21 protein-coding genes are annotated in these 21,365 nt (G+C 65.8%); 7 read left to right on the top strand and 14 right to left on the bottom strand.

Translation table 11 applies throughout. From position 1 onward, the window contains the following. The first annotated feature begins 12 nt into the window (after window positions 1–12). The 4 genes from F1734_RS22055 to F1734_RS22040 all read left to right on the top strand — a co-directional run bounded on the left by F1734_RS22055 (window position 13) and on the right by F1734_RS22040 (window position 4,937). Complete coding sequence (locus tag F1734_RS22055; protein ID WP_010593364.1) at window positions 13–966, top strand: acyl-CoA dehydratase activase; 954 nt, start codon at window positions 13–15, stop codon at window positions 964–966. Continuing rightward, entirely contained in the window at window positions 966–1,766 is an 801-nt protein-coding gene (locus tag F1734_RS22050) for an SDR family NAD(P)-dependent oxidoreductase (RefSeq protein ID WP_010593363.1), read from the top strand. The genes F1734_RS22055 and F1734_RS22050 overlap by 1 nt, the downstream gene beginning before the upstream one ends. Window positions 1,767–2,002: 236 nt before the next feature. Continuing rightward, the gene (locus tag F1734_RS22045; RefSeq protein WP_203011058.1) at window positions 2,003–3,661 is read left to right on the top strand and encodes an AMP-binding protein; all 1,659 of its coding nucleotides are present in this window, start codon (window positions 2,003–2,005) and stop codon (window positions 3,659–3,661) included. A gap of 52 nt (window positions 3,662–3,713) precedes the next feature. After that, window positions 3,714–4,937 (top strand): acyl-CoA dehydrogenase family protein, encoded by a 1,224-nt coding sequence (locus F1734_RS22040; protein ID WP_203011057.1) that lies wholly within the window; start codon window positions 3,714–3,716, stop codon window positions 4,935–4,937. Between the two features lie 162 nt (window positions 4,938–5,099). Here the strand turns inward: F1734_RS22040 and F1734_RS22035 are convergent, their stop codons facing one another. Continuing rightward, window positions 5,100–6,113 (bottom strand): Rv3169 family protein, encoded by a 1,014-nt coding sequence (locus tag F1734_RS22035; RefSeq protein WP_203011056.1) that lies wholly within the window; start codon window positions 6,111–6,113, stop codon window positions 5,100–5,102. 26 nt (window positions 6,114–6,139) lie between these two features. Further along, the gene (locus F1734_RS22030; RefSeq protein ID WP_203011055.1) at window positions 6,140–7,441 is read right to left on the bottom strand and encodes an MFS transporter; all 1,302 of its coding nucleotides are present in this window, start codon (window positions 7,439–7,441) and stop codon (window positions 6,140–6,142) included. Window positions 7,442–7,707: 266 nt separating this feature from the next. Here F1734_RS22030 and F1734_RS22025 point away from each other — a divergent pair, with 266 nt between their 5' ends. Then, the gene (locus F1734_RS22025; protein WP_203011054.1) at window positions 7,708–8,865 is read left to right on the top strand and encodes a LuxR C-terminal-related transcriptional regulator; all 1,158 of its coding nucleotides are present in this window, start codon (window positions 7,708–7,710) and stop codon (window positions 8,863–8,865) included. A gap of 134 nt (window positions 8,866–8,999) precedes the next feature. Here the strand turns inward: F1734_RS22025 and F1734_RS26340 are convergent, their stop codons facing one another. Beyond that, window positions 9,000–9,260 carry a hypothetical protein gene (locus F1734_RS26340; protein WP_238424012.1) on the bottom strand — a complete coding sequence of 87 codons (261 nt, stop codon included), beginning with the start codon at window positions 9,258–9,260 and terminating at the stop codon, window positions 9,000–9,002. Between the two features lie 216 nt (window positions 9,261–9,476). Here F1734_RS26340 and F1734_RS26335 point away from each other — a divergent pair, with 216 nt between their 5' ends. After that, window positions 9,477–10,010, top strand: coding sequence for a helix-turn-helix transcriptional regulator (locus tag F1734_RS26335; RefSeq protein ID WP_238424011.1), 534 nt, complete (start codon window positions 9,477–9,479; stop codon window positions 10,008–10,010). 125 nt (window positions 10,011–10,135) lie between these two features. On the opposite strand, the gene F1734_RS22015 is transcribed toward F1734_RS26335, so the two are convergent. The 10 genes from F1734_RS22015 to F1734_RS21970 form a co-directional block, all read right to left on the bottom strand. Continuing rightward, on the bottom strand, window positions 10,136–11,803 hold the full coding sequence (locus tag F1734_RS22015) for an AMP-binding protein (protein ID WP_203011053.1): 1,668 nt from the start codon (window positions 11,801–11,803) through the stop codon (window positions 10,136–10,138). A gap of 236 nt (window positions 11,804–12,039) precedes the next feature. Then, entirely contained in the window at window positions 12,040–12,837 is a 798-nt protein-coding gene (locus tag F1734_RS22010; RefSeq protein WP_010593355.1) for an SDR family NAD(P)-dependent oxidoreductase, read from the bottom strand. Window positions 12,838–12,864: 27 nt separating this feature from the next. Continuing rightward, a complete protein-coding gene (locus F1734_RS22005; RefSeq protein ID WP_064065744.1) occupies window positions 12,865–14,019 on the bottom strand; it encodes an acyl-CoA dehydrogenase family protein in 1,155 nt (384 codons plus the stop codon). 210 nt (window positions 14,020–14,229) lie between these two features. Then, the gene (locus F1734_RS22000) at window positions 14,230–14,757 is read right to left on the bottom strand and encodes a MarR family winged helix-turn-helix transcriptional regulator (RefSeq protein ID WP_010593353.1); all 528 of its coding nucleotides are present in this window, start codon (window positions 14,755–14,757) and stop codon (window positions 14,230–14,232) included. A 106-nt stretch (window positions 14,758–14,863) separates the two neighbouring features. Next, window positions 14,864–15,844 carry a quinone oxidoreductase family protein gene (locus F1734_RS21995; RefSeq protein ID WP_010593352.1) on the bottom strand — a complete coding sequence of 327 codons (981 nt, stop codon included), beginning with the start codon at window positions 15,842–15,844 and terminating at the stop codon, window positions 14,864–14,866. 148 nt (window positions 15,845–15,992) lie between these two features. Continuing rightward, complete coding sequence (locus F1734_RS21990; RefSeq protein ID WP_010593351.1) at window positions 15,993–16,265, bottom strand: WhiB family transcriptional regulator; 273 nt, start codon at window positions 16,263–16,265, stop codon at window positions 15,993–15,995. 48 nt (window positions 16,266–16,313) lie between these two features. Then, window positions 16,314–17,126 (bottom strand): PaaI family thioesterase, encoded by an 813-nt coding sequence (locus tag F1734_RS21985; protein WP_010593350.1) that lies wholly within the window; start codon window positions 17,124–17,126, stop codon window positions 16,314–16,316. A 104-nt stretch (window positions 17,127–17,230) separates the two neighbouring features. Next, window positions 17,231–18,127 carry an SDR family oxidoreductase gene (locus F1734_RS21980; RefSeq protein ID WP_010593349.1) on the bottom strand — a complete coding sequence of 299 codons (897 nt, stop codon included), beginning with the start codon at window positions 18,125–18,127 and terminating at the stop codon, window positions 17,231–17,233. Window positions 18,128–18,159: 32 nt separating this feature from the next. Beyond that, the gene (locus tag F1734_RS21975; protein ID WP_010593348.1) at window positions 18,160–19,296 is read right to left on the bottom strand and encodes an acyl-CoA dehydrogenase family protein; all 1,137 of its coding nucleotides are present in this window, start codon (window positions 19,294–19,296) and stop codon (window positions 18,160–18,162) included. A gap of 106 nt (window positions 19,297–19,402) precedes the next feature. Next, on the bottom strand, window positions 19,403–20,206 hold the full coding sequence (locus F1734_RS21970) for an enoyl-CoA hydratase-related protein (protein ID WP_010593347.1): 804 nt from the start codon (window positions 20,204–20,206) through the stop codon (window positions 19,403–19,405). A 410-nt stretch (window positions 20,207–20,616) separates the two neighbouring features. On the opposite strand from F1734_RS21970, the gene F1734_RS21965 reads away from it, so the two are divergent. Further along, window positions 20,617–20,790 carry an AMP-binding protein gene (locus tag F1734_RS21965; protein ID WP_202637488.1) on the top strand — a complete coding sequence of 58 codons (174 nt, stop codon included), beginning with the start codon at window positions 20,617–20,619 and terminating at the stop codon, window positions 20,788–20,790. On the opposite strand, the gene F1734_RS21960 is transcribed toward F1734_RS21965, so the two are convergent. After that, entirely contained in the window at window positions 20,759–21,292 is a 534-nt protein-coding gene (locus F1734_RS21960; protein ID WP_010593346.1) for a thioesterase family protein, read from the bottom strand. The two genes, F1734_RS21965 and F1734_RS21960, sit on opposite strands and share 32 nt — an antisense overlap. Window positions 21,293–21,365: the final 73 nt, after the last annotated feature.

The following is a 21,365-nucleotide window of genomic DNA, read 5'->3' as shown; positions in this document are numbered from 1 at the left end:
GAGACGAGTGCGATGAGTACCGACAAGTGGTTCGTCATGGGCGTCGATCTGGGATCGACGACCGCGAAGGCTGCCGTCGTCGATCAGGACGGTGCGTTGTGCGGGACGGATGTCGTGCAGATGGGCGCTGTGAGCCGCGAAGCTGTCACCCGTGCGATCGAGGGTGCCGCCGTCGCGGCAGGAGTGCCACGCGAGGCCATTCGATGGACAGTGAGCACCGGGTACGGCCGCCGATTGGTTCCGGGCGCCGACCGCACCTTCACCGAGATCACCTGCCATGCGCGCGGCGCGGCAGCACTGCGTCCGGGGGTCCGGCTCGTCATCGACATCGGCGGCCAGGACAGCAAGGCGATCATCGTCGACGACGACGGATTGGTGGAACGTTTCGCCATGAACGACCGTTGCGCGAGCGGAACGGGTCGATTCTTCGATGTGCTGGCCCGCGCGCTCGAGATCGACATCGATGCGGTGGGGGATCTTGCGCTCGCCGGTGCCGACGGCCTCGAGGTCAGCAGTATGTGTGCCACATTCGCCGAAACCGAGGTGATTTCCCTGCTCGCACAGGGGCAGGACAAGGCCGACATCGCCGCGTCCGTGCACCGTGCGGTTGCGGCGCGCACCCTGGGGCTGGTCGGTCAAGTCGGCAGGGCCACACCGGCGGTGATGACCGGCGGTGTGGCCAAGAACCCGGCTGCGATCCGGTGTGTATCGCAGGCGTTGAGACATCCGATCGAGGTGCTCGACCAGCCGCAGATCGCCGGTGCCTACGGCGCGGGGCTGCTTGCACGCGACGAGTATCGCGGCGCCCGAACAGCCCTGCCCGCGCGCGATGCCGCGACGGAGACGAACATGGCATCGCGAAGTCCGGGCGGTGGTCAGCACTGTGCGAGCTGCGACGGTGTCCTGGACGGTGATCATGCGCATGCCGGCCGACCGGTGATGCTCGATCTGCGGAGGAACGATTGATGATGAGAGAACCGAGTGAGTTCCGGGTGCCGGTACCGGCCGAGTCGACGATCTACATCGTCGGGGGGACGAGTGGTGTCGGGCTCGAGGTGGCGCGTCGGTTCGTGCGTGCGGGCGTCCAGCGGATCGGTCTGGTGGGGCGCAACGTCGAACGTGGCGAGAAAGCGGCACAGCACATTCGGACCCTCGCACCCGGCGTGTGGTGTCTGTTCGCTGCGGCCGACGTGAATGTTCCGGGGGAGGCCGTGCGGGTTGTGACGGAACTTGCGGATTCGCTGGGTGCTGCCGACATCCTCGTCAACAGCACGACGGGTTCGTTCAACCCGCGACTGTTCCACGAGATGGACCCCGAGGACATTCCGGGGGTGCTGTTGAGCCAGGCTCTCGGCCCGATCAACATGTGCCGAGCCGTCCTGCCCGCGATGCGACAGCAGCGCGGCGGGGTGATTGTGAACATCGCCTCCGATGCGGCGAAGCATCCGACGCCGGGCGAGAGTGTGATCGGTGCGGCCATGGCAGCGATCGTCATGTTCTCCAAAACCCTTGCAATGGAGGCCAAGAGGGACGGCATCCGAGTCAATGCCGTGACGCCGTCGCTCATCCGCGACACCGGTGGCTTCGATCGCGTCATGTCCGAGCCGTTCAGTGCGAAGCTGTTCGAGAAGGCGAGTCGGCTGGCGTCGTTGGGGGTGGCGGAGCCGGGCGATGTTGCCGACCTCGTGCTGTTCCTCTGTAGTGCGCAGGCGCGGCGGATCACCGGGCAGGTGGTCAGCCCGAACGGGGGGATTTCCGCGGGATAGTGGTTGCCGCGAGAAGCCGGCCGAGGTGGGAACCTCGGCCGGCTTCAGGTGCTTCGGGGATGGACCCGGAGGTGTCGTCCACCAAAATGTTTGACAGATCTGTAGCGGAAGGCGACTGATTCGTACTATATTCTGTGTGACCGCGATTACAATTCAGGGTGCCCGGCCCAGGGCCCTGGTCGGTCCCTGCAGTCTTTCTTTCTTCCATCTCGCGCAGCCGAAAGCAGGAGCACACCATGTCGCTACAGATGTCCTATTGGCCGGCGGCCACGAGCACGGGCATTCGAGACATCACGTTCAGTGATCTTCTTCGGGAGGGGGCCGCGACCGTTCCCGACCGCGTCGCGCTCGTCGACGGCGTTGCCGACCCGGCGGACCGGAGAGAATGGACCTATCGCCAGTTGCTCGCCGATACCGAATCGACCGCCCGCGCCTTGCTCACCCACTTCTGCCCCGGCGATCGGATCGCGGTGTGGGCGCCCAACAGTGCCGACTGGGTGATCCTGCACCAGGCCATCGCGATGGCGGGCATGGTGCTGGTCGGCATCAATCCGGCGTACCGGGCACACGAACTCGAGTACATCCTGCGGCAGTCCGAGGCAGCCGGTCTCTTCTTCCGCGAGTCCTATCGTGGAGCGGACCTGTGCGCGATTCTGGACGAGGTCCGCCCGACTCTGCCCGGACTGCACACAGTGGTGTCCGGCAGCGAGTGGGCCGAGTTCGTGCGTACCGGCGATCCGAACGCGCAGTTCCCGGCCGTCTCGCCGACGGACGCGGTGCAACTGCAGTACACCTCGGGCACCACCGGATTTCCGAAAGGCGCACTGCTGCACCACAAAGGTCTTGTCAACGAGGCCGCGTTCGTGTTCGAACGGGCCGGCCGGACAGACCCGCTGGTCTGTGTCAATGCCATGCCGATGTACCACATCGGGGGCGGTGGCGTCACCGAGCTCGGCACGTTCGCCGTCCACGGAACCTACGTGATCTTGCCGGCCTTCGAGCCGGCCGCGATGCTCGAGATGATCGAGACCTACCGGGGCACCCACTCGCTGATGGTGCCCACGATGCTCATCGCCCTGCTCGACCACCCGGACCGGCACACGCGTGACCTGTCGAGCATCCACACCGTCATGTCCGGCGCAGCGGCAGTACCCGAGGCGCTCGTCGAACGGGTGACCCAGGACCTCGACTGCAACTTCACGATCTTGTTCGGCCAAAGCGAGATGCACGGAGTGATCAGCCAGACGCGGATCACGGACGATGTCGTCGACCAGGCGACCACGGTGGGACAGCCGCTGCCGGAACTCGAGGTCAAGATCGTCGATCCGTTCACCGACGAGATCGTTCCCGTCGGTGAGCAGGGCGAGGTCTGCTGTCGCGGCTACCAGGTGATGCTCGGGTACTCGGACATGCCCGACGAAACCGCCGCCACCATCGATGCGGACGGATGGCTGCGCATGGGCGATCTGGGTGTGATGGACAGCCGTGGGTTCCTCCAGATCACCGGTCGTCTCAAGGAGATGATCATCCGGGGCGGCCTCAACATCTATCCCCGCGAGATCGAGGAACTGCTCTACCGGCATCCCGCCGTCGCCGAGGTGGCGATCATCGGTGTGCCGGACGAGAAATGGGGTGAACAGATCGGCGCCGTCGTACGGGTGAAGGACCCCGACTCGCCCCCCAGCGCGGCGGAGCTGAAGTCCTGGCTCCGCGAAAGGCTCGCCGCACACAAGACGCCCGCCCTGTGGTACTTCACCCGGTCCCTTCCCATGACCCCGTCGGGCAAGATCCAGAAGTTCCGTGTGCAGGAACAGATCGCCGCCGGGACGCTGACCGCGGCACCGATGGCCGAGGGCGACGCGGCCGAGCAGTCCTCGGCCGATCTGGTGTCGTGACGACGTCCGCCGCGGCCGAGGACCGAACCGTGACCGGCGGAAGGACCACACCTTGACACAGTTGCTGAACTCCGATGCGCGCGGGATCCGTGACGCGGTGCGGGCATACGCGGCGAAACGCCTGGCACCCGGGTATCTCGAGCGCGCGAAGTCCGCCACGTTCCCCTGGGATCTGCATCGCGAGATCGCCGGCCTGGGGCTCTACGGTCTGCTCGCAGGGAAGGGGTACAACCCTCTCGAGCGGGAGGACTTCGTTGCGGCCGGCGTCGCCGTCGAGGAACTCGCCTACGCGGACTTCAACGTCGCCAACATCACGATCCCCGTCATGCTGATGAGCACGTTGATCCGGCACCACGCATCCGAGACGATCGCCGAGAGGTGGCTGCCGCGCCTGATTGCGGGTGAAACGTACGTCGCGTTCGGCTTGACGGAACCCGAGACCGGATCCGACGCCGCCAACATCAAGACCGTCGCGCGAGCTACCGCAGATGGGTACACCATTTCCGGCGAGAAGACGTCGGTGACCATGCTCGCCGACGCGGAAGCCATCATCCTCGCCGCACGGACGATCCGGGACGGCAAGGATGCCGGCGTCTCGACGTTCCTGGTGCCGCTCGATGCGCGTGGCATTGCCACGTCGACGGTTGCGGATACGGGATGGGGCATCCTCGGTCGCGGGGTCCTGCATCTGGACGGAGTCGAGGTGCCACCGGAGAACCTGATCGGCCTCGAAGGCCGGGCGTTCTCCCGCGTGCTGAACGGGTTCGACTTCACTCGGCCGCTGCTCGCACTGACCGGACTCGGCGCGGCCCGGGCGTCCCTCGACGAAACAGCCGAGTACGTGCGCCGCCGCACGGCGTTCGGTGCTCCGCTGGCGAAGTTCGAGGGCGTGTCGTTTCCCATGGCCGAACACCTCACCAAGGTCGAGGCGGCGCGGATGATCTGCTACGCGGCGCTCGAGAAACGCTCCCTCGGTCTGCCCCACACCATCGAGGCGGCGATGGCGAAGTGGTACGGCCCGCTCGTCGCGAGCGCAGCGGTAAAGGAATGTCTCCTCCTGCACGGCAACTACGGGTACTCGCAGGAACTTCCGTTCGAGCAACGCCTGCGTGATGTGATGTCCGTCGAGATCGCCGACGGTACGGCACAGATCCAGAAGATCATCATCATGCGGGAGAAGTATGGGACCGACTTCGTTCCCTACGAGAGGCGCGGCAGCGACGCGGCCTCGTCGTGGCAGAGAGGAGCGGCCCGCCCCGCGCCCGCGACACAGTGAGTTCGTCGAGTGTCCATCACCTACCGACAGGCGAAGGGGGACCCGAATGGCCGGGCCTGCCGATCTCATGGTGCGGATGCGAGCTCGAGTCTGAACGTGATTCCGCCCTGGGCTACCCCTGCACCTTCAGATAGGCGCAGGGGTAGTCACGGGCTCGGCGTGTTACGCCAAGGAGGGGCGGTAGGCGTACGACGACGACCGCGACAGGGCGAATTCGAAAATGCCGTATCCGGTCTGTCCGTTCCAGCCGAACGTGCAGCATCGGTCCGTCAGGGCGGAGTCGAGAGTCGTCGGTCCCACCGTCCCGTCGAGGGGATAGACGTCGAACTCTTCGAAGTCGCGACCGCGAACCTTTCCGTGGTGTCCGCCGTAACCGCCACCGGCCATGTATCCACCGCCGGCCGAGGCGTCGGCGTCGAGGCGGTAGGTCGCGCCGGCGGCGGTCACGATCTCCACGGTGCCGCTGGTCAGGTCGTTGCCTGCCGTGAACGCCAGGTTGTGCCGGACGCCGGTGATGTCGTCGAGTCGGCCGTCGTCGTGCATGACGGCGCCCTCCAGCAGGATCCGTCCGCCGTTTCGGTCCTCGACGAGGAGGAATCCGAACGTGCGGTCCGGGAACTGGGCCTGGTACCAGATGTGCAGGCCCTGGCCTCCGGACATGGTGCGTACTCCGCGGGAGCGGTCCCGCAGTCCGTACCATCCGGCGACATCGGTGGTGGTGCCGTCCAACGTGAGCGTGCCTTCGTAGCGGCCGGGCTGGAAGAGGTGGTCGAACGAGGTGACGTTTCCGTCGGTGTTCGCCACATCCACCGACCCGAGCCAGTAGGGCGCCCGGGCGTGCCAGAGGAGGTCGAGTTCGAGTCCGGTTTTGTTCTCGTCGAGCTGGATTCGCCACGCCGTGTTGTCCGCGACGGTCTCCCAGCGCAGGGGTCCGACGGACGCGGCGTCGGTGGTGTTGTGCTCTGTGGAGAAGCGGAGGTTGCGTTGCTCGGACCCGGTGGTCAGCACCACGAAGCCGTCTACGACGTTGCGCGGCGGATAGACTCCGGCACCGAGGATCACCGACGGTGCGGTGCTGCCGTCCGGATGAAGATTGAACATGAACCGGTCGAAGAATTTCTCCGGCATGTCCGGGGTGGCCCGGGTTACCAAGGCGTCGTGGAATCCGTCGGTCATTCGTGCTCCTTCTGGTCGACGGGTTATCAGTTGGAAACCGGTGATGTCATTGTCTCCTGGGCCTCATCAGCAGCGTCGACCTGCTTGTGGTCGAGGGTGAAGCGGTAGGAGCCCATCATCAGCAGGCAGGCGATGCCGATGCCGACCAGCACGATGATCGGTATCGCGCCGGCACTGTAGGAGCCCGTGGCGCCGTAGATCTGTCCGAGCAGGAAGATGCCGAATGCCGCGCCCTGGGCGTAGAGGAAGTAGATGAATCCCAGCACCCGACCGTACGAGTGCTTGGGGAAGTAGCGGCTCACCATGTAGGCGGCGAGATCGCCCTCGGATCCCAAACCCAGGCCGATCAGCGCGGAACCTACGAAGAGCAGGCCGATCTCCGACGAGGTGATCATGAGGAAGACTCCGACTGCGCACAAAGCGAAGATGATCGAGCCGATGACTGGAGCGTAGAACCGGTCGAGCAGATAGCCGGCGAGCAGACGAGCGGAGATCGACGCCAGGCTGAGTACGGACAGGATGGAAACGGCAGTCCCCTGGCTGATGCCCTTGTCGGTGGTCATCGGCACGACCTGCGACATCAGACCGAAGGTGGCCGAGGACACCACGAAGATCGCGACGGAGAGCAGCCAGAACTGTCGATATTTCCGCGCCACGGTGAGGAGGGACTCCCCGGCCATCCGGCCCTGCAGACGTGCGGCCGTGCGCTCGGCATCGTGTTCGGCGGGCATCCGGGTGACGAATGCGTAGACCGACGCCGGGATGACGGTGCACACGGCGCCGATGACGAGGAAGGCGACGCGCCAGCCGCCCATACCCAGCACCCAGTTCGCGAGATAGGGCATCAGTACCCCGCAGGCGCCGAGACCGGCCATGAGGACGCCCAGCGCCATGCCACGGCGATCCTGGAACCACGCGCTGACCACGGTGGAGTGCGCCACCGGGTTCACGGCGCCCGCGCCGGCACCGATCACGATGCAGAGGGCAAAGAAGAGCATTTCGTTGTTCGGAAGTGCGGACATCAGCATGAGTCCGATTCCGAACGCCAAGGCCATCGGTACCGAAGGCATCTTCGGACCGTAGCGGTCGATGAGGAAGCCGAGGATGACGATGCTGACTCCGACCATCACCGTCTCGAGGGACAGGCCGTTGGCGATGACACTGCGGTCCCATCCGAACTCCTCGGTCATGGGCTTGCCGAGGACGTTGAACAGAACGTTGACCGTGCTGGTGCCGAACAACAGGGTGACAAAGCCGGTGATGACGTACCACCAGCGGTTCAAGTGCCGCGAGGGCGCCTGCAACCCAGTCGTGCCGACTGCGCTCATGGAAGCTCCTGTGATTGATATCGGTGGTCGGGGCGGCGATGCTGCGCACGAATCCACGAAGAGTGGTCTCCGTCACACGATGAGAGCATACGGACAGTCCAATGTAAAGGACAGTCCAAAGTGTTCGGATGAGCGGGCGGGGGCGACAGCGTGCTGCACGTGCGGCGCAGCGTGATCCCGTGAGCGATGGGTCATACCATTGGACTGTAGGTCCCCGTCTGGGTACCATCGATCGGTGATTTCAATCACAAAGAGGTGGGAGTGCCGTGGACAACGAGGTCGGGATGCGAGACGAAGGTGAGTCGGATGACTTCACGCATCTCGTAGAGCGAGCCGCCGAGTGCCTCGGTACGGCCGGCAAACTGCTGGGCGACCGAACCTGCGACATGCGCTCTTCCGCGCTGTCGGTGTCGCTGGCCATGGCACGGCGTCGACTCGCCAGGGCGCTGACCGAGGGACGGGTGACCGGAACGGACATCGAGGACGCGTGTCGAGTTCTCGTCCGCATCGAACACCTCGAGGAGCAGTTCGCCAAGGCCGAGGCGATTCGTCCTGTCGCCGAAGTGGTCGAGGTGCACGACGCGGCACTCCAACTTCGGGAGCTTCCGCCGCGCGAGATCATCGAGTCGGCTCCAGAGATCGTCTGCACCGCGTTGCCGTTCGCACGCTCGTTGATTTCCGCGGTATCGGGCACTCGGTGGCAGCCGCGCCGCCTCTATCTGCGGCCCGAACTCGACGGCTCCCCCCTCGACTTCTCCGACTACGTAGACTCCGCCGAACTCTCGTTGGTGGAGGCACCTCTGGAAACCGAGCTGGTACGTCGACGGGTTCCGGCGCTGGTTGCGGCCCCGGCCGATGACAACCGCACACACAGGGAGATGGTCAGTGCGTCCCGGACGTCGGCGTACGTCGCTGCGCCGGTCATGTCCGGGGGAAAGGTCATCGGGCTGCTCCATGCCGATCGTCCTGGCTCGACCGAGGCGCTCGACCCGGGGGATCGAGACCGATTGGACACGTTCGCAACCATCCTGGCGATCATTTACGAACAGGCCGTTCTGAAGCATCGGCTACAACTACAGCGTGCACGGATCGAGAAGTCGTTCGACGCAACTCAGGCCATGCTCGATCGGATCTCGAAGGCCGACTCGATTCTCTCCCGCCGTGCCGACGGTCCGGCGGACGGTGCCGTTGGCAAGCCCGACGACCACCATGTGGTCGAACTGGCCTCGGTACTGACCCCCCGCGAACGCGAGATCCTCTCCCATCTCGCCACCGGAGCAACGAACAGCCAGATCGCCCGAGCACTGGTCATTTCCGAGGGCACCGTGAAATCGCACGTGAAAGCGGTACTCAAGAAGCTGCACGCACCTACGCGCGCTGCCGCGGCTGCTCTCTACTCGAGCCAGGTTCGACGACCGCGATGAAGGAGAAATCTCAGGGGCAAAGAGCCGCCCGGGCGGCCGTCGACCGCGAATTGTCACACGCCGTGATCGCCCTCCTCGACCATCTCCGGAACACCTACGGCGTCGGTCCGCGTCCCTGCACGACTCGGTCGGATTCACTCGACACTCGAATGACACTGCTGGACGAAGCCACCGAATCTGCGTTCGCCGCGCTTGCCGACCTCGACCCGGAGCGGCAACGGGCACTCGGTCGCCTCATCGTCGACCTCCAGGACTTGCGCCGGCGAATCCGCACGGAGCATTCCGGACCGGTACATGCGTTCTCGCCCCACGACTTCGCCGGCGCGATCCGTCGTCTTCGCGGAGCCGAGTCGGTCGCCGGTCTCCGCAAACTCATCTGCCGAGAAGTGGCGCACACCGCCCACCTCGACCGAATACTGTTGTCCGAGGTACACAAAGGAACGTGGACAGCGCTCGAACTCTACAGCGCGTCAAGGACGGAGGAGGTACTCCAGTTGCCGCACGCCCTACCCCTCACCTCCGAATCGGCCGAGGGCAGGGCCTGGGAGACACGGTCGGCGGTACTCGCCGGCTCGGGCACCGACGTCGGACCGACGCAGGAGGCTGCGCAGATGCTCGCCTCGAGCTCGTACGTGGTGGCTCCGATCGCCGTGTCGACCGGTGTGATCGGGCTCGTGCACGGAAGCCGCACCACCGGTGAAGCGTTGGACGCGGTGGTACGCGATGTGGTCGGCGAATTCGCGCGAAGTTCCGGAACGCTGTTCGAACGGCTGATGCTCGCCGATCGCCTCAGCGAACAGAAGAACCTGATAATCCAACGATTGCAGCAGGAAGCCAGGGAAGCCGAGCTTCTCGAGCATGCCGATGTGCATTTCGTCGACGAGAACTCCACTCGGTGGGCCGTCGCGCCGGCGGGGGGCTCGAACGAAGACCTGGATATCCCGGCGCTCGGCTCTCTGACTGCTCGTGAACGTGAGGTCTTCGCATTAGTTGTCCGGGGTGCGTCCAACGCCGACATCGCCGAGGAGTTGGTGATCAGCATCTTCACGGTGAAGACACACGTCAAGAAGATTCTCCGAAAACTGGGCGCGATGAATCGGTCCGAAGCCATCTACCGCTACCTCGAGATGACAGGCTCGCGGTAGGCAGCTCGAATCCTTTCGCTGACGGACAGATACGCGGTGGCCGGCGATCTCGAAGTGCACAACTCCTTCGTGGCCTGCCGTCCGAGGCCGGCTCCCGATGAGCCGCCCCGGGCGGCGGTAGCCGATCAGGCGTCGGTAACCGATTCGGCTGCCTGCTTGCGGAGGAGGAACTTCTGGATCTTTCCGGTCGCGGTGGTAGGGAGTTGATCCACAACCACAAGCTTTTCCGGAATCTTCTGCATCATGGCCTTGCGTTCGTTCCGGAGGAAGTCGGCCACCTCCTCCAAAGTCGGCGCGGAGTCGTTGACGACGATGAAGGCGCACACCTTCTCGCCGAGGCGGGCGTCGGGCATCGACACCGCAGCTGCCGCGACGATCCGCGGATGCGCCAAGAGGTGCTCCTCCACCTCCCGTGCCGAAATGTTCATGCCTCCACGGATAATGAGGTCCTTGATTCGTCCCGTGACCCGGAGATAGCCGTCCGCATCGACGCGGCCGAGATCACCGGACGCGAGGAACCCACGGCCGTCGACCGACGCGGCCGTGCGCTCGGAATCACGCCAGTATCCGAGGAAGATGCCCGGTCCTCCGTAGAAGATCTGACCTTCCTCGCCTGCCGGCAGGACGGTCCCCTCTTCGTCGCGGACCTCGAGATCGACGCCGTCGAAGGCCCGCCCGTCGGAGGAGAGCACTTTCTCGACGGGATCGTCGATGCGCACGGCTGTCACCAGGAGTCCCTCACTGCTGCCGTACACCGGAAGGAGGGTGCAATCGGGGAGCGCCGCCTTCCAATTCCGCAGTAGGGTTTCCGGGATCGGGGCCCCGGCGCTCACCCAGAGTCGCATCGAGCTCAGGTCGTGAACTGCGCCGGCCTCGATCGCCCCGAGCGCCATCTGGAGGAACGGCGTCGCGGCCATGCTGACGGTCGTCCTGTACTCCGCGATACGTCGAAGTCCCTCGTTGGGCTCCCACACGTCGAGAAGGTGAATTCCGCTTCCGAGGATCAACGGTGTCGCCACGCCCACGGCGAGCCCGGTCGCATGCGTCACCGGGGAAGGCATGAAGACCACATCGTCGGAATTCAGGCCCATCACCTCACGACCGAGACCGTAAACGGTGAAGGACAGGGTGTTGAACGTGTGCTGGCAACCTTTCGGACGTGATTCCGTCCCGGAGGTGTAGATGATCGCGTGTGCGGCATCGGCCGACGGTGGCGATCCGAGCTCGTCGTTACCGGGCACATGGTTGCCGGCGATCAGCGAATCGAACGAGAGCTCTCCGACGCCTACCGCCCCGCGTACGACGACGACGTGCTCGAGGCCGGGCACTTCCCGACGGACGTCGGTCAACATGTCGGCATAGCGGAACTTGCGAAACTCCTCGGTGACGAAGGAGATCTTGGCACCGGAGTGCTCGAGGACGTAGCGCACCTCGTCATGTCGGTAAACCGGCATCGTCGGCACCAGAACGGCGCCGATCCGGGCCACGGCCACATAGATGACGACGAATTCGTTCCAGTTCGGCAGCTGCACCTGCACCCGGTCGCCGGCGGAGATTCCGAGTCTTCTCAGAGACGCCGCCAGTCGGTACGCCTGTGCGCGAAGTTCGCTGCGGGTGAGCGCTGCATAGCCGTCGGTGACGGCGACGAAACCCGGGTCGACCTCCGCCCAGCGGTCGACGTGTTCGGTCAGGCTCTCGTCACGCCAGTAGCCGTTCGAGCGGAACGCGTGCAGAGTGCTCGCGCTGTAGCGGTCCTCGGGAAGGATTGCCCGTCTGTGCTCCACGACGTCCATGTGCGGATCCTTGCTTTCAGGTGCCCCTCCGCAGGGCGGAAGCGGGCCGAAGTTGTCAGTCGAACCATGATGTCGACCGGGAATGGGGAAGAGAACGATTCGGACGCGATCTCAGCCTCGAGGGGGAAGAAGTTGCCCCGATGGGATGAGAGGCCGGGAGTGGCGCAAACGCGCCCTACCCCCAGCGGCGTGGTCGATGGTGAAACAGGGTCGGGTCTTCGCTTCGGAGGTAATTTTCAGGCCGCGGATATCCCCCCGTTGACGCTGATCGCCTGTCCGGTGAGCCGCCGTGCGGCGGGGGAGGCGAGGAAGACCGCGAGTGCTGCCAGGTCCTCGGATTCGGGGACGCCGAGGTGGGCCTGCTGGGCGGCCTTGGCGAACAGTTTGGCGCTGAATCCGTCGGAGGTGATCCGCTCGGTCGAGCCGGTTCCGGCGACCAGTGACGGGGTCAGGACGTTGACTCGGATCCCATTGCGCTTGGCTTCGATAGCCAGGGTTCGGGTGAACATGACGATCGCCGCCTTGGCTGCTCCGATGACCGCTTCGCCGGGCGTGGCGGTCTTCGCGGCATCCGAGGCGACGTTGATGATCACCCCGGACTTCCTTGCCGACATGTGCGGAACGATTTCGCTCGCAAGGTACATGCACGGCAGTGCGAGTTGGTTGAAGATGCGTGCGATGTCGTCGGTGGGGATGTTCGCGAAGAGTTCCGGCCGGGTGTCGGCGGCTGTCGTGGAGACCAGGATGTCGACGCCGTCCAGGACCCGTTCGGCCTCGGACGCGATGTGCGCGGCGCCGTCGACGGTGGTCGCATCGGCGGACAGGAAGGTCACGTCGCACGACGAGTTGGCGGACGAGATACGTTCTCGGGCAGCAGCTCCACGTTCCGATCCGCGACCGACGATCATGATCCGCGGTACCCCGGACTGGGCGAGGCCCACGGCGGTCGCCAGGCCGATTCCGGCTGTGCCTCCCACGACCAGGGCGCTGCTGTCCTTCAGTTCCTTCGGTGCTGCAATGTCAGGCGTGCTCATTCGTGTATTCCGTTCGGGAGTGGTGGGTCAGAGAGATACCGTGCCGCGGGCGAAGATGTCCTTGGCGATGACGCGCTTCTGGATCTCGGCCGTGCCGTCGGCGACGAGGTAGGCGGTGACGTCGCGGTATCTCTGCTGCAGAGGTGATTCGGTCGAGTAACCGAGGTTTCCGTGGACCCGCATGGCGAACTCGATCGCGTTCTTGGCCACGACGGGCGGCCACCACTTGCTCATCGACGCGAGGGCGGTGTGCGGTTGAGCGGTTTCCCGCAGCCACAGCGCCCGATAGCAGATCCAGCGGGCACCCTCGAGGTAGGTGGCGTGTTCTGCGAATTGGAATGCGAGGCCTTGGTGTTCGGAGAGAGGATGCCCGAAGGTTTCCCGATGCCGGGCGTAGTCGGCGGCCTCCTCGAGGCTCTGCTTCGCGGCTCCGAGACACATCAGCCCGAGGGCGGCACGGCTGAAGTCGAAATGCTCCATGACCGAGTGGAAGCCTTTGCCGAGTTCGCCGACGAGATGCGATTCGGGGACGAAGACGTCGGACAGGTGGATGCTTCCCCAGCCCAGCGGGAGGCAACCCATGCCCGGCATGTGGCTGACGGTGACTCCGTCCGCGTCGAGCGGGACGACGAAGCAGCTGACGCCCCGCGCCCGCTCCGATCCGGGCTCGCGGGCATAGACGAGTGCCGCGGTGGCGTTCATCGCCCACGAGATCGCGGTCTTCTCACCGGTCAGGCGCCACCCGCCCGCCACGGCGGTGGCGGTGGTGCGAAGGGCGCTCGCGTCGGATCCGGACCCCGGCTCGGTCAAGGCTATGGCGACGGTCTGTTCGCCGCGAATCAGTGGTGGAAGGTAACGCTCCTGGACCTCGTCCCGGCACAGCGCCAGCTGGGAGGCGACCAGACCGATCTGTACGGGAGCCGATGCCATGTTCACGTCGCCGTATGCGAGAGTCTCGGTGGCGATTCCGAGCAGAATCGGATCTTCGGTGCCGGTCCCGCCGTACTGCTCGGGTAGCCCGATGCCCAGCAGGCCGATGTCGCCGAGTCTCTTCAGGATGTCGAAGGGAAAGTCCGTCGATGCTGCTCGGTCGCGGTAGCCGGGGAGGAGAACGCGGTCGCTGAACGCTGTCAGCGTCTTTCGGAACTCCTCGTGCTCGTCGGTGAATGCGAAGGAAACCATCGGAGAGTGCTCCTGTGCGTGATTCGATCGGGGGTGATCACGGCGAGGGAAGCGTTGACGCGCAATGTGAAGGCGGGTGGACCTGTTCCCTGCCGGGAAAGAACTCTAGATTTGAATAGTAGGTCGATAGAGTTGTTCTGGCAAGGGGTGTGGGGCGGGAGCCGGAGAAGCGCGGCACACGACTGCTACTGCCGCAAAAGGTTCAGTCGCTCAGTGGCCGGTCTCGATGTCGCCGACGGCGCGGCGGACGAGCTGCAGGTGTGCGATCAGGGATTCCAGTGTCTCGGTGTCGACCGAGGCGAGACCGAACCGGGCGCCGGCGAGTCGATCGTTCGCTTCCTCGACCACGTCCATGCCGGCTGGGGTGAGAGTGGCGAGAACGGTCCGGCGATCCGTCGCATGAGCGTGGCGTTCGACGAGGCCGGCCTTTTCGAGTTGGTCGACGGCCATCGATACCGTGGTGGGATGGACCATGAGGTACTTGCTCAGCTTTCCGAGCGGGCGGGTTCGGTCCTCGGAGAGTTGCAGCGACGTCAGAATGAGGTAGGCGTTGCGTGACAATCGGAGCGAGCGCAGTTCCTGATCCATGGCGCGGACGATCCACTGGTGCGTACGCAGTAGGGCCATCGTAGTGGCGAATTCCAGTTCGCCCGAATCCCGCCGTTCCGTCCACTCGGCGCGCATCCAGTCGATCACGTCGCGGCTGTCGTCGGCAGGGGCCGGCCGTTCACTCGCCACTGCGCGTCCTCTCGTCGTCGCCGAATCGCGTCTCGGACCGACAGCCGGTCGTATCGGGATTCGATGATAGCGACATGGGCATGGACTGCCGGCGTGCGAACGGCTCTCAGCTGTTCGAGAGAACGATCTTCCCGAACCCGCTTCCCTGTTCGAGGTGCTTGTGTGCGGCGGCCGCTTCGGCGAGAGGGAACACCGCGCTGATGGGCAGTGGGGGAACGGTTTCGGCGTCCAGCAGACGTAACAGGCCCCTGAAGTCGTGCGGGCTGCCCATCGTGGTCCCGATCAGTTCGTACTGCCCGAAGTAGAACGGGCGGACGTCGAGGGTGGCGCGTTCGCTGCGTGATGCCCCCAGCACGACCAATCGACCACCCGGCCGCAATGCTGCGACGGACTGTTCCCACGTCCCGACGGAATCCAGGACGAGATCGAAGCCCCGGCCGCGGGGTGAGAGTCGGCGCGCGGCGTCCGGCCATGCCGGGTCGGTGTACAACACGCCGTTCGTCGCACCGAGCTCTTGCGCCTGCGCGATCTTGGAGGTGGACGAGGAGGTGACGGTGACGCGCGCACCCACGGCGGCCGCGAGCATCACGGCCATGGTCGCGACGCCGCCACCGGCGCCGAGAACCAGGATGTTTTCGCCGGCGCGGAGTCGGCCGCGTGTGAACAGGGCGCGGTACGTGGTGAGTCCGACCAGGGGCAGTGCAGCGGCCTGCTCCCAGGTGAGATTGCGGGGCTTGGGAGCGACGCAGTCCTTCGGGACTCGGACCAACTCGGCGTAGGTGCCGCGCTGGTGATCCCCGAGGATCTCCCACTGCGCCCCTGGGGCCGCTTCACGATCGCCCCACCACAGCGACGGGAGCACGAGGACGTCCTCGCCGGTGTCCGTGCGGATACCCGCGCCGTCCGCACCGAGAATGTGGGGCAGGGGTGACGAGTATTTACCCTGTCGCACCAGGACGTCGTGCCAATTGAGTGCGGCGGCCTTCAGTCGGACGGTGACCCACCCCGGGCCGGTTGTCGGATCGGGGACCGACTGCCACCTCAAGACATCGGGTCCCCCGAACTCCTGCATCACCACGGCGTCCATAAAGATCCTTTCGGTCGTACCATTTGCACGATACTGCACACCCCTGCGTTGTGGCGACGGGCAGGCCGCGCTCCTCACCGGCGCCGATCCGAGGGACGAGCCGGTGGGCGCCGTCGGGATCGGTTCGTTCCGGCCTCACCCCCGCTGGCTACGAGGATCTCCACAGCGGTCGTCGGTGTCGCTTGCGGTCGATCTCGGTCAGGCCGCCCCAGATGCCGTACTGCTCGAAGTGGGCCAGTGCATGCTGTCGACATCGGAGAAGCACGGGGCATGGCTGACACACGCGCTTCGCCTCGGTTTCGCGCAGCGCTCGTTCGTGACCGGATTCGTTCTCCGGTCCGAAGAACAGCGAGGGGTCCGCATCCCGGCAGCGGCCGTCCCGCTGCCAGTCCGCGACGGCGACGACGACCGAGGCTGTCATGAGCACTCCCTGGGGCTGTTGCGGGTCGGAAGGGGTGTCCTCCGCCGGTCAGTGGACCGCACTGCAGGTGATGGTGGCGGTGGTGCACGTCTTTCCGGCTGTGGTGCGACTGGAGACCTCGACGATCCCGAGGCTGCGACCCCGGTGCGCAACCTTCGGCGCGAAGGTGACGGGTTCGTCCGACGGACACGGGCGCAGATACGAGATGTGGATCGAGGTGGTGCGGAACTCCGCGTCGGTGGGTAGCGCGGCCGAACCCGTGATCTCGGAGGCGCACAGGAGCACACCGCCGTGGATGTTGCCCATCGGATTCGCGAGCGTCGGAGACGGGCCGAACTCGATCCCATTGGCCCCCCGCGCGTGCTCTGCCCCCAGCAGGTCGATGATCGAGTGGGCACGGAGTCGAGAGTCCAGGTCGTCGGGGGAGACCACGGGTGCGCCCGGTGGGTCGGTGAGCGGCACGGTCTGAAGGCGGGTGGACCCGCACGCAATCAGACGGCCGTGCGCGTCGACGACCCGACCACCGGCCAGCCCCGTCTGCGCCCCTCGACCGAGAACCCAGCTCTCGGCGCGGAGAACCGATCCGTCGACCGGTGGGTCCGCTACGAAGTCGAGATGGATTTCGGTGCTCACGGCCCAGAATCCTTCGGGGGTCATTCCATTGACGAGATGTCCCATCACGTCGTCCATCGCGACACCGAGAGTTCCTCGGCACGGTCGTCCGAGTTCGTCGGCAAGCCATGGCCCCGTGACCATTTCGGTGTACCCGTTGGTGTCGTCCCCGGTCACGTCGGCGACTCGAAACAGTCTTTCGGCGCCGGTGGAAAAGAATCGGAGCGCGGTGGGGTTGTCGGTGGTCATGGCTCTCCTGACGGACGTGCGGTGTCGCCGAGTGCGGGAACGCGCCCGAGGGCCTGACCGCCGGAGAGTGGTCTCCGGCGGTCAGGCCCGTCGGGGTGGGAAGCTCAGACGCCGCGTTGAGCCTTGGCGGTCTCGCTTGCGGCCTTACTGCGTTCGCGTGCGGCGGCCCAGTCCGCGTCGGTCATGGAGGTCAGACCAGCGAAAGTGCCGGGGCCGGCGAGCATCTGGCCGCCGTCCATGGCGATGGTCTGCCCGGTGAGGTAGTCGCAGGCGTCGGACAGCAGGAAGATCGTCAGGTTGGCAAGTTCCTCGATGGTGCCCATCCGCCCCATCGGGACCTGGTCGGCCTGAGTGGCGCCGACCGCGCTCTTGTCGGTGGGGTTGAGCATCTCCCAGGCATAGTCGGTGGGGATCGGACCCGGGGCCATAGCGTTGAGGCGGATTCCGTAACGCGCCCATTCGACCGCGAGGGACATCGTCATCGAATGCACGGCCGCCTTGGCCATCGCGGAGGGGACGACGAACGCCGAGCCGCTCCACACCCAGGTGGTCAGCGTGGACAGGACCACGCCTTTGGTGCCGCCCTCGATCCAGCGGCGACCGGCGGCGTGGGTGGTGTTGAACGACCCGTTCATCACGGTGGAGGTGACGGCCTCGAAGGCTCGCGGGCTGAGTGATTCGGTGGGGGCGATGAAGTTGGCGGCGGCGTTGTTGATCACGCCGGTGAGCGGGCCGTGCAGGGTCCAGATCTCGTCCATCGCCGACGACACCAGGTCGGCGTTGCGGACGTCGACGGTCTGCCAGTGGACCGAGCCGGGTCGCGAGACGGACGCCTCGGTGGCGGCTTCTTCGAGGACGGCGGGCCGGCGACCCCAGAGGTGGACGTCGGCGCCGTGGTCGACCAGGTGGCGGGCGACGCCGCGACCGAGGCCGGTTCCGCCGCCGGTGATGAGGATTCGCTTGCCGGCGAGAGCCTCGGACGTGAACGGGGAGGTGGTCATGCCAGGGGTCCTATCGGTCGGGGGATCGGGAATCACAGTCCCAGGCTCTTGCTGATGATTTCGCGCTGGATCTCGTTGGTGCCGCCGTAGATCGTCGGTGCGAGGGATCGACGCACCTGCTCCTCCATCCCGTATTCGCGGGTGTAGCCGTAGCCGCCCATCATCTGCATGGCTTCGAGGGTGGTCTTCTTCGCGATCTCGGTGCACTTGAGCTTGGCCATCGAGCCCTCACGGTTGAGATTGTCCTCCTCACCGGCGTCGATGCGTTCGGCGACCTCGTAGACGAAGGACTTCGCGAAGGCGATCTCGGTGGCGAGGTCGGCGATGCGGTGACGGATCGCCTGGAAACTGCCGACCTTGCGACCGAACTGCTCGCGTTCGGTGACGAACGCGATGACGTCGTCGAGCGCGCGTTCGGCCGCACCGAGCGACATCGTGGCGATGATGAGCCGCTCGACGCTCAGGCCGCGCATGAGGTGGCGCCACGCCTGGTTCGGAGTGCCGACCACTGCGGTGACCGGGACGGCCACGTCGGTGAAGTAGAGGTCGTTGCAGGTGCGGGCCTCCATGGTGGCAATACCGTGGATCTCGAGGCCCGGAGTATCGGTGGGCACCATGAACAGGGTCAGACCCTCGTGCTTGGAACCGGAGGAGTCGGTGCGGGCGAGCAGCAGGACGTGCTCGGCGACGTGGGCTGCGGAGATCCACGTCTTCTGGCCGTTGATCACGTAATGGTCGTCGACGAGTTCGGCCTTGATGCGGACGCCGCCGAGGTCGGATCCCGCCCCGGGCTCGCTCAGGGCGATCGCCTCGAGCTTGCCCGCGGCCATATTCGAGACGATCGTGCGCTTCTGCTCCTCGGTCCCGTAGCGCAGGTACGTCTGGGCGGCGGTCAGGCCGGTCGAGTAACCGGTGATGGGGGCGAGGCCGCGAGAGGTCTCCTCGAGGAAGATGCACTCCTCGATCATCCCGGCGCCGCCACCGCCGAATTCCTCGGGCAACGACACCGCGAGCCAGCCGAGCCCCGCAAACTTGTCGAGGATGACCTGGCTGTTGGCCACGGTGCCGTCCGCGGTGAGAGCATCGCGTTGTTGAAGAGTTTTGCACTCGGCGTCGCAGAACTCGCGGACCGCGAGTGCAAACTCCTGTTGTTCTCGGCTGAAGCGCATGTCGACAACTGCTCTCTGTGAAGGACCGGGGAGGACGACAGAATCGGGAAGGTAGGTCACCGGGCGGCGGGACGGTGGTGTCCCGCCGCCCGGGAGCTGGGGGCGGTCAGGCGCCGCGGAACTTCGAGAAGTCGGGCTTGCGCTTCTCGTTGAACGCGCTGATGCCCTCGAGTGCCTCGGCGGACTCACCGAACAGCTTGAGCGTGGAGTAGGCCATGTTGCCCTGGGCGATGAAGTGCTCGGTGTCGGCGTTGAGCGACTGCTTGAGCACCTTGAGCGAGGTGGGGGAGAGCTGCAGGATCTCGTCGGCCCACGCCCGGACCTCGGCGCGGAGCTGGTCGGCGGGCACGACCTTGTTGACCAGACCCCATTCCAGGGCCTGCTGGGCGCTGTAGCGGCGGCACATGAACCAGATCTCCCGCGCCCGCTTCTCGCCGATGGCGCGGGCCAGGTAACCGGTGCCCAGGCCGGCGTCGAAGGATCCGACCCGCGGGCCGTTCTGTCCGAAGATGGCGTGCTCGGCGGCAATGGACATGTCGCACAGCAGGTGCAGCACGTGTCCGCCGCCCACGGCGACACCGTTGACGGCGGCGATGACGGGCTTCGGGGTGTCCCGGATGACACGGTGCAGGGCCTCGACCTCGAACAGGCCGCTGTCGGACGGGCCGTAGTCACCGGTCTCCATGCGCTGCTTCTGGTCGCCGCCCGAGCAGAAGGCCTTCTCGCCGGCGCCGGTGAGTGCGACGGCGCCGACCTCCGAGCTGCCCCAAGCCGCCTTGAAGGCCTTGACGAGCTCGTCGACCGTGCGGGCGCGGAAGGCGTTGTAGCGATCCGGCCGGTTGATCGTGATCCAGGCGAGCCCGTTGTCGACCTCGTACGTCACGTCCGTGAATGCGGTGAAATCAGTCATCGACCTGCTGGTCCCTTCCTGCTCTGGTGGCTCGCCCGTCGCCGCGAGAACAGGTCGCGGGGACGGGGTCGTCGGGTTTGGTCCGACCGTATGACAAATGTATCCGCGTTAACGATCGTTTTCAAGGGGTGGGTTGCGAGCTGCGGCCCGAGGCCGAGGGGGGGAACCGCGCAGTATGCCCACGGCTGAACCGGGGCGGAGGACGATCCCGGTCGAATCCTCGCGGGAGTTACCTGCAGGAATCGACATTCGCGACCGGTTCGAGGTGCGTCGCGGGGGACCGACCGACCGTAGGGTTCGCTCGTCGCTGTGCTCCCGACCGGGCGCGTTCCGCCATGCCCTCATCCACGGAGAATGAACTTCATGGAATTCGACGTCACGACACTGCACGCCCGCTACGCGGATCAGCGTTGGAATCGGATGGCCGTGGGCGACCTGCTCGACCGGCGGGTCTGGCCGCCGGCGAACGCGTTCTGCTCTACTACGCGAACTCCGTCGAGGCTGTGGTGACGATGTTCGGTATCGCCAAGGCCGGTCTCGTCGTGGTGCCGGTCATCGACCGGCTCGATTCCGCCGCGACCTGATCCCCATCACTCCGCACAGCGGCGCCGGCCAGCCGACCTCCTCGGTGGCCGCGAGTTCCCGATCGACTGCCTCCGCGACGTCCGGGGCGAACGGAACGACGCGCCGGGTGGTGAGGTCGACATGGGGTGCGACGACCTCGAGTGTGTTCGCCAGCGCCTCGGCCGTGTCGTCGACGAGCAGGGCTATGCCGTGGATGATCTTGTCGGAGCGTTCGACGACCCGGAAGTAGGCCGAGATTCGGTGGCCGACGTGCACTTCCGCGTAGTACTTCAGGTGATGCTCCGCGGTGAAGAAGCCCTGCCTGCGTGTGGCCCGGTAGTCGTCGGTGAGACCGATCCTGCGGAACGCGGTGTCGATCGCTTCGGCACCCAGATCCAGGTAGTGCCGGATGTTCATGTGACCGTTGGCGTCCTCGAAGTCCGGCGGGACGACGAACGGGCCGTACTCGCGAGGAAGACGAACGACCTGGTCGTAGGTGGGCAGGGTGACGGTGGCGGTCATCGGTCTCCTGACGGGTGCATCCTGACGGCGGTCGGTTGCCGGCGCGTCCATGCCTTCGAGGCGCGACCGTCGG

This window comes from Rhodococcus ruber, assembly GCF_016804345.1.
In the GTDB taxonomy this organism is placed as follows: Bacteria; Actinomycetota; Actinomycetes; order Mycobacteriales; family Mycobacteriaceae; genus Rhodococcus; species Rhodococcus ruber.
The sequence above is the reverse complement of the archived record's forward strand: the minus strand, read 5'-3'. Positions and strand labels throughout refer to the sequence as shown.

Bases quoted from the DNA above. Each gene is read 5' to 3' on its own strand.
- F1734_RS21990 (WP_010593351.1), bottom strand. From the start codon at position 16,265: ATGACAGCCTCGGTCGTCGTCGCCGTCGCGGACTGGCAGCGGGACGGC.
- F1734_RS21970 (WP_010593347.1), bottom strand. From the start codon at position 20,206: ATGACTGATTTCACCGCATTCACGGACGTGACGTACGAGGTCGACAAC.
- F1734_RS22005 (WP_064065744.1), bottom strand. From the start codon at position 14,019: ATGGTTTCCTTCGCATTCACCGACGAGCACGAGGAGTTCCGAAAGACG.
- F1734_RS22010 (WP_010593355.1), bottom strand. From the start codon at position 12,837: ATGAGCACGCCTGACATTGCAGCACCGAAGGAACTGAAGGACAGCAGC.
- F1734_RS21975 (WP_010593348.1), bottom strand. From the start codon at position 19,296: ATGCGCTTCAGCCGAGAACAACAGGAGTTTGCACTCGCGGTCCGCGAG.
- F1734_RS21960 (WP_010593346.1), bottom strand. From the start codon at position 21,292: ATGACCGCCACCGTCACCCTGCCCACCTACGACCAGGTCGTTCGTCTT.
- F1734_RS21980 (WP_010593349.1), bottom strand. From the start codon at position 18,127: ATGACCACCTCCCCGTTCACGTCCGAGGCTCTCGCCGGCAAGCGAATC.
- F1734_RS22045 (WP_203011058.1), top strand. From the start codon at position 2,003: ATGTCGCTACAGATGTCCTATTGGCCGGCGGCCACGAGCACGGGCATT.
- F1734_RS22015 (WP_203011053.1), bottom strand. From the start codon at position 11,803: ATGGACGTCGTGGAGCACAGACGGGCAATCCTTCCCGAGGACCGCTAC.
- F1734_RS22035 (WP_203011056.1), bottom strand. From the start codon at position 6,113: ATGACCGACGGATTCCACGACGCCTTGGTAACCCGGGCCACCCCGGAC.
- F1734_RS26335 (WP_238424011.1), top strand. From the start codon at position 9,477: ATGCTCGCCTCGAGCTCGTACGTGGTGGCTCCGATCGCCGTGTCGACC.
- F1734_RS21995 (WP_010593352.1), bottom strand. From the start codon at position 15,844: ATGGACGCCGTGGTGATGCAGGAGTTCGGGGGACCCGATGTCTTGAGG.
- F1734_RS22055 (WP_010593364.1), top strand. From the start codon at position 13: ATGAGTACCGACAAGTGGTTCGTCATGGGCGTCGATCTGGGATCGACG.
- F1734_RS22030 (WP_203011055.1), bottom strand. From the start codon at position 7,441: ATGAGCGCAGTCGGCACGACTGGGTTGCAGGCGCCCTCGCGGCACTTG.
- F1734_RS22050 (WP_010593363.1), top strand. From the start codon at position 966: ATGATGAGAGAACCGAGTGAGTTCCGGGTGCCGGTACCGGCCGAGTCG.
- F1734_RS21985 (WP_010593350.1), bottom strand. From the start codon at position 17,126: ATGACCACCGACAACCCCACCGCGCTCCGATTCTTTTCCACCGGCGCC.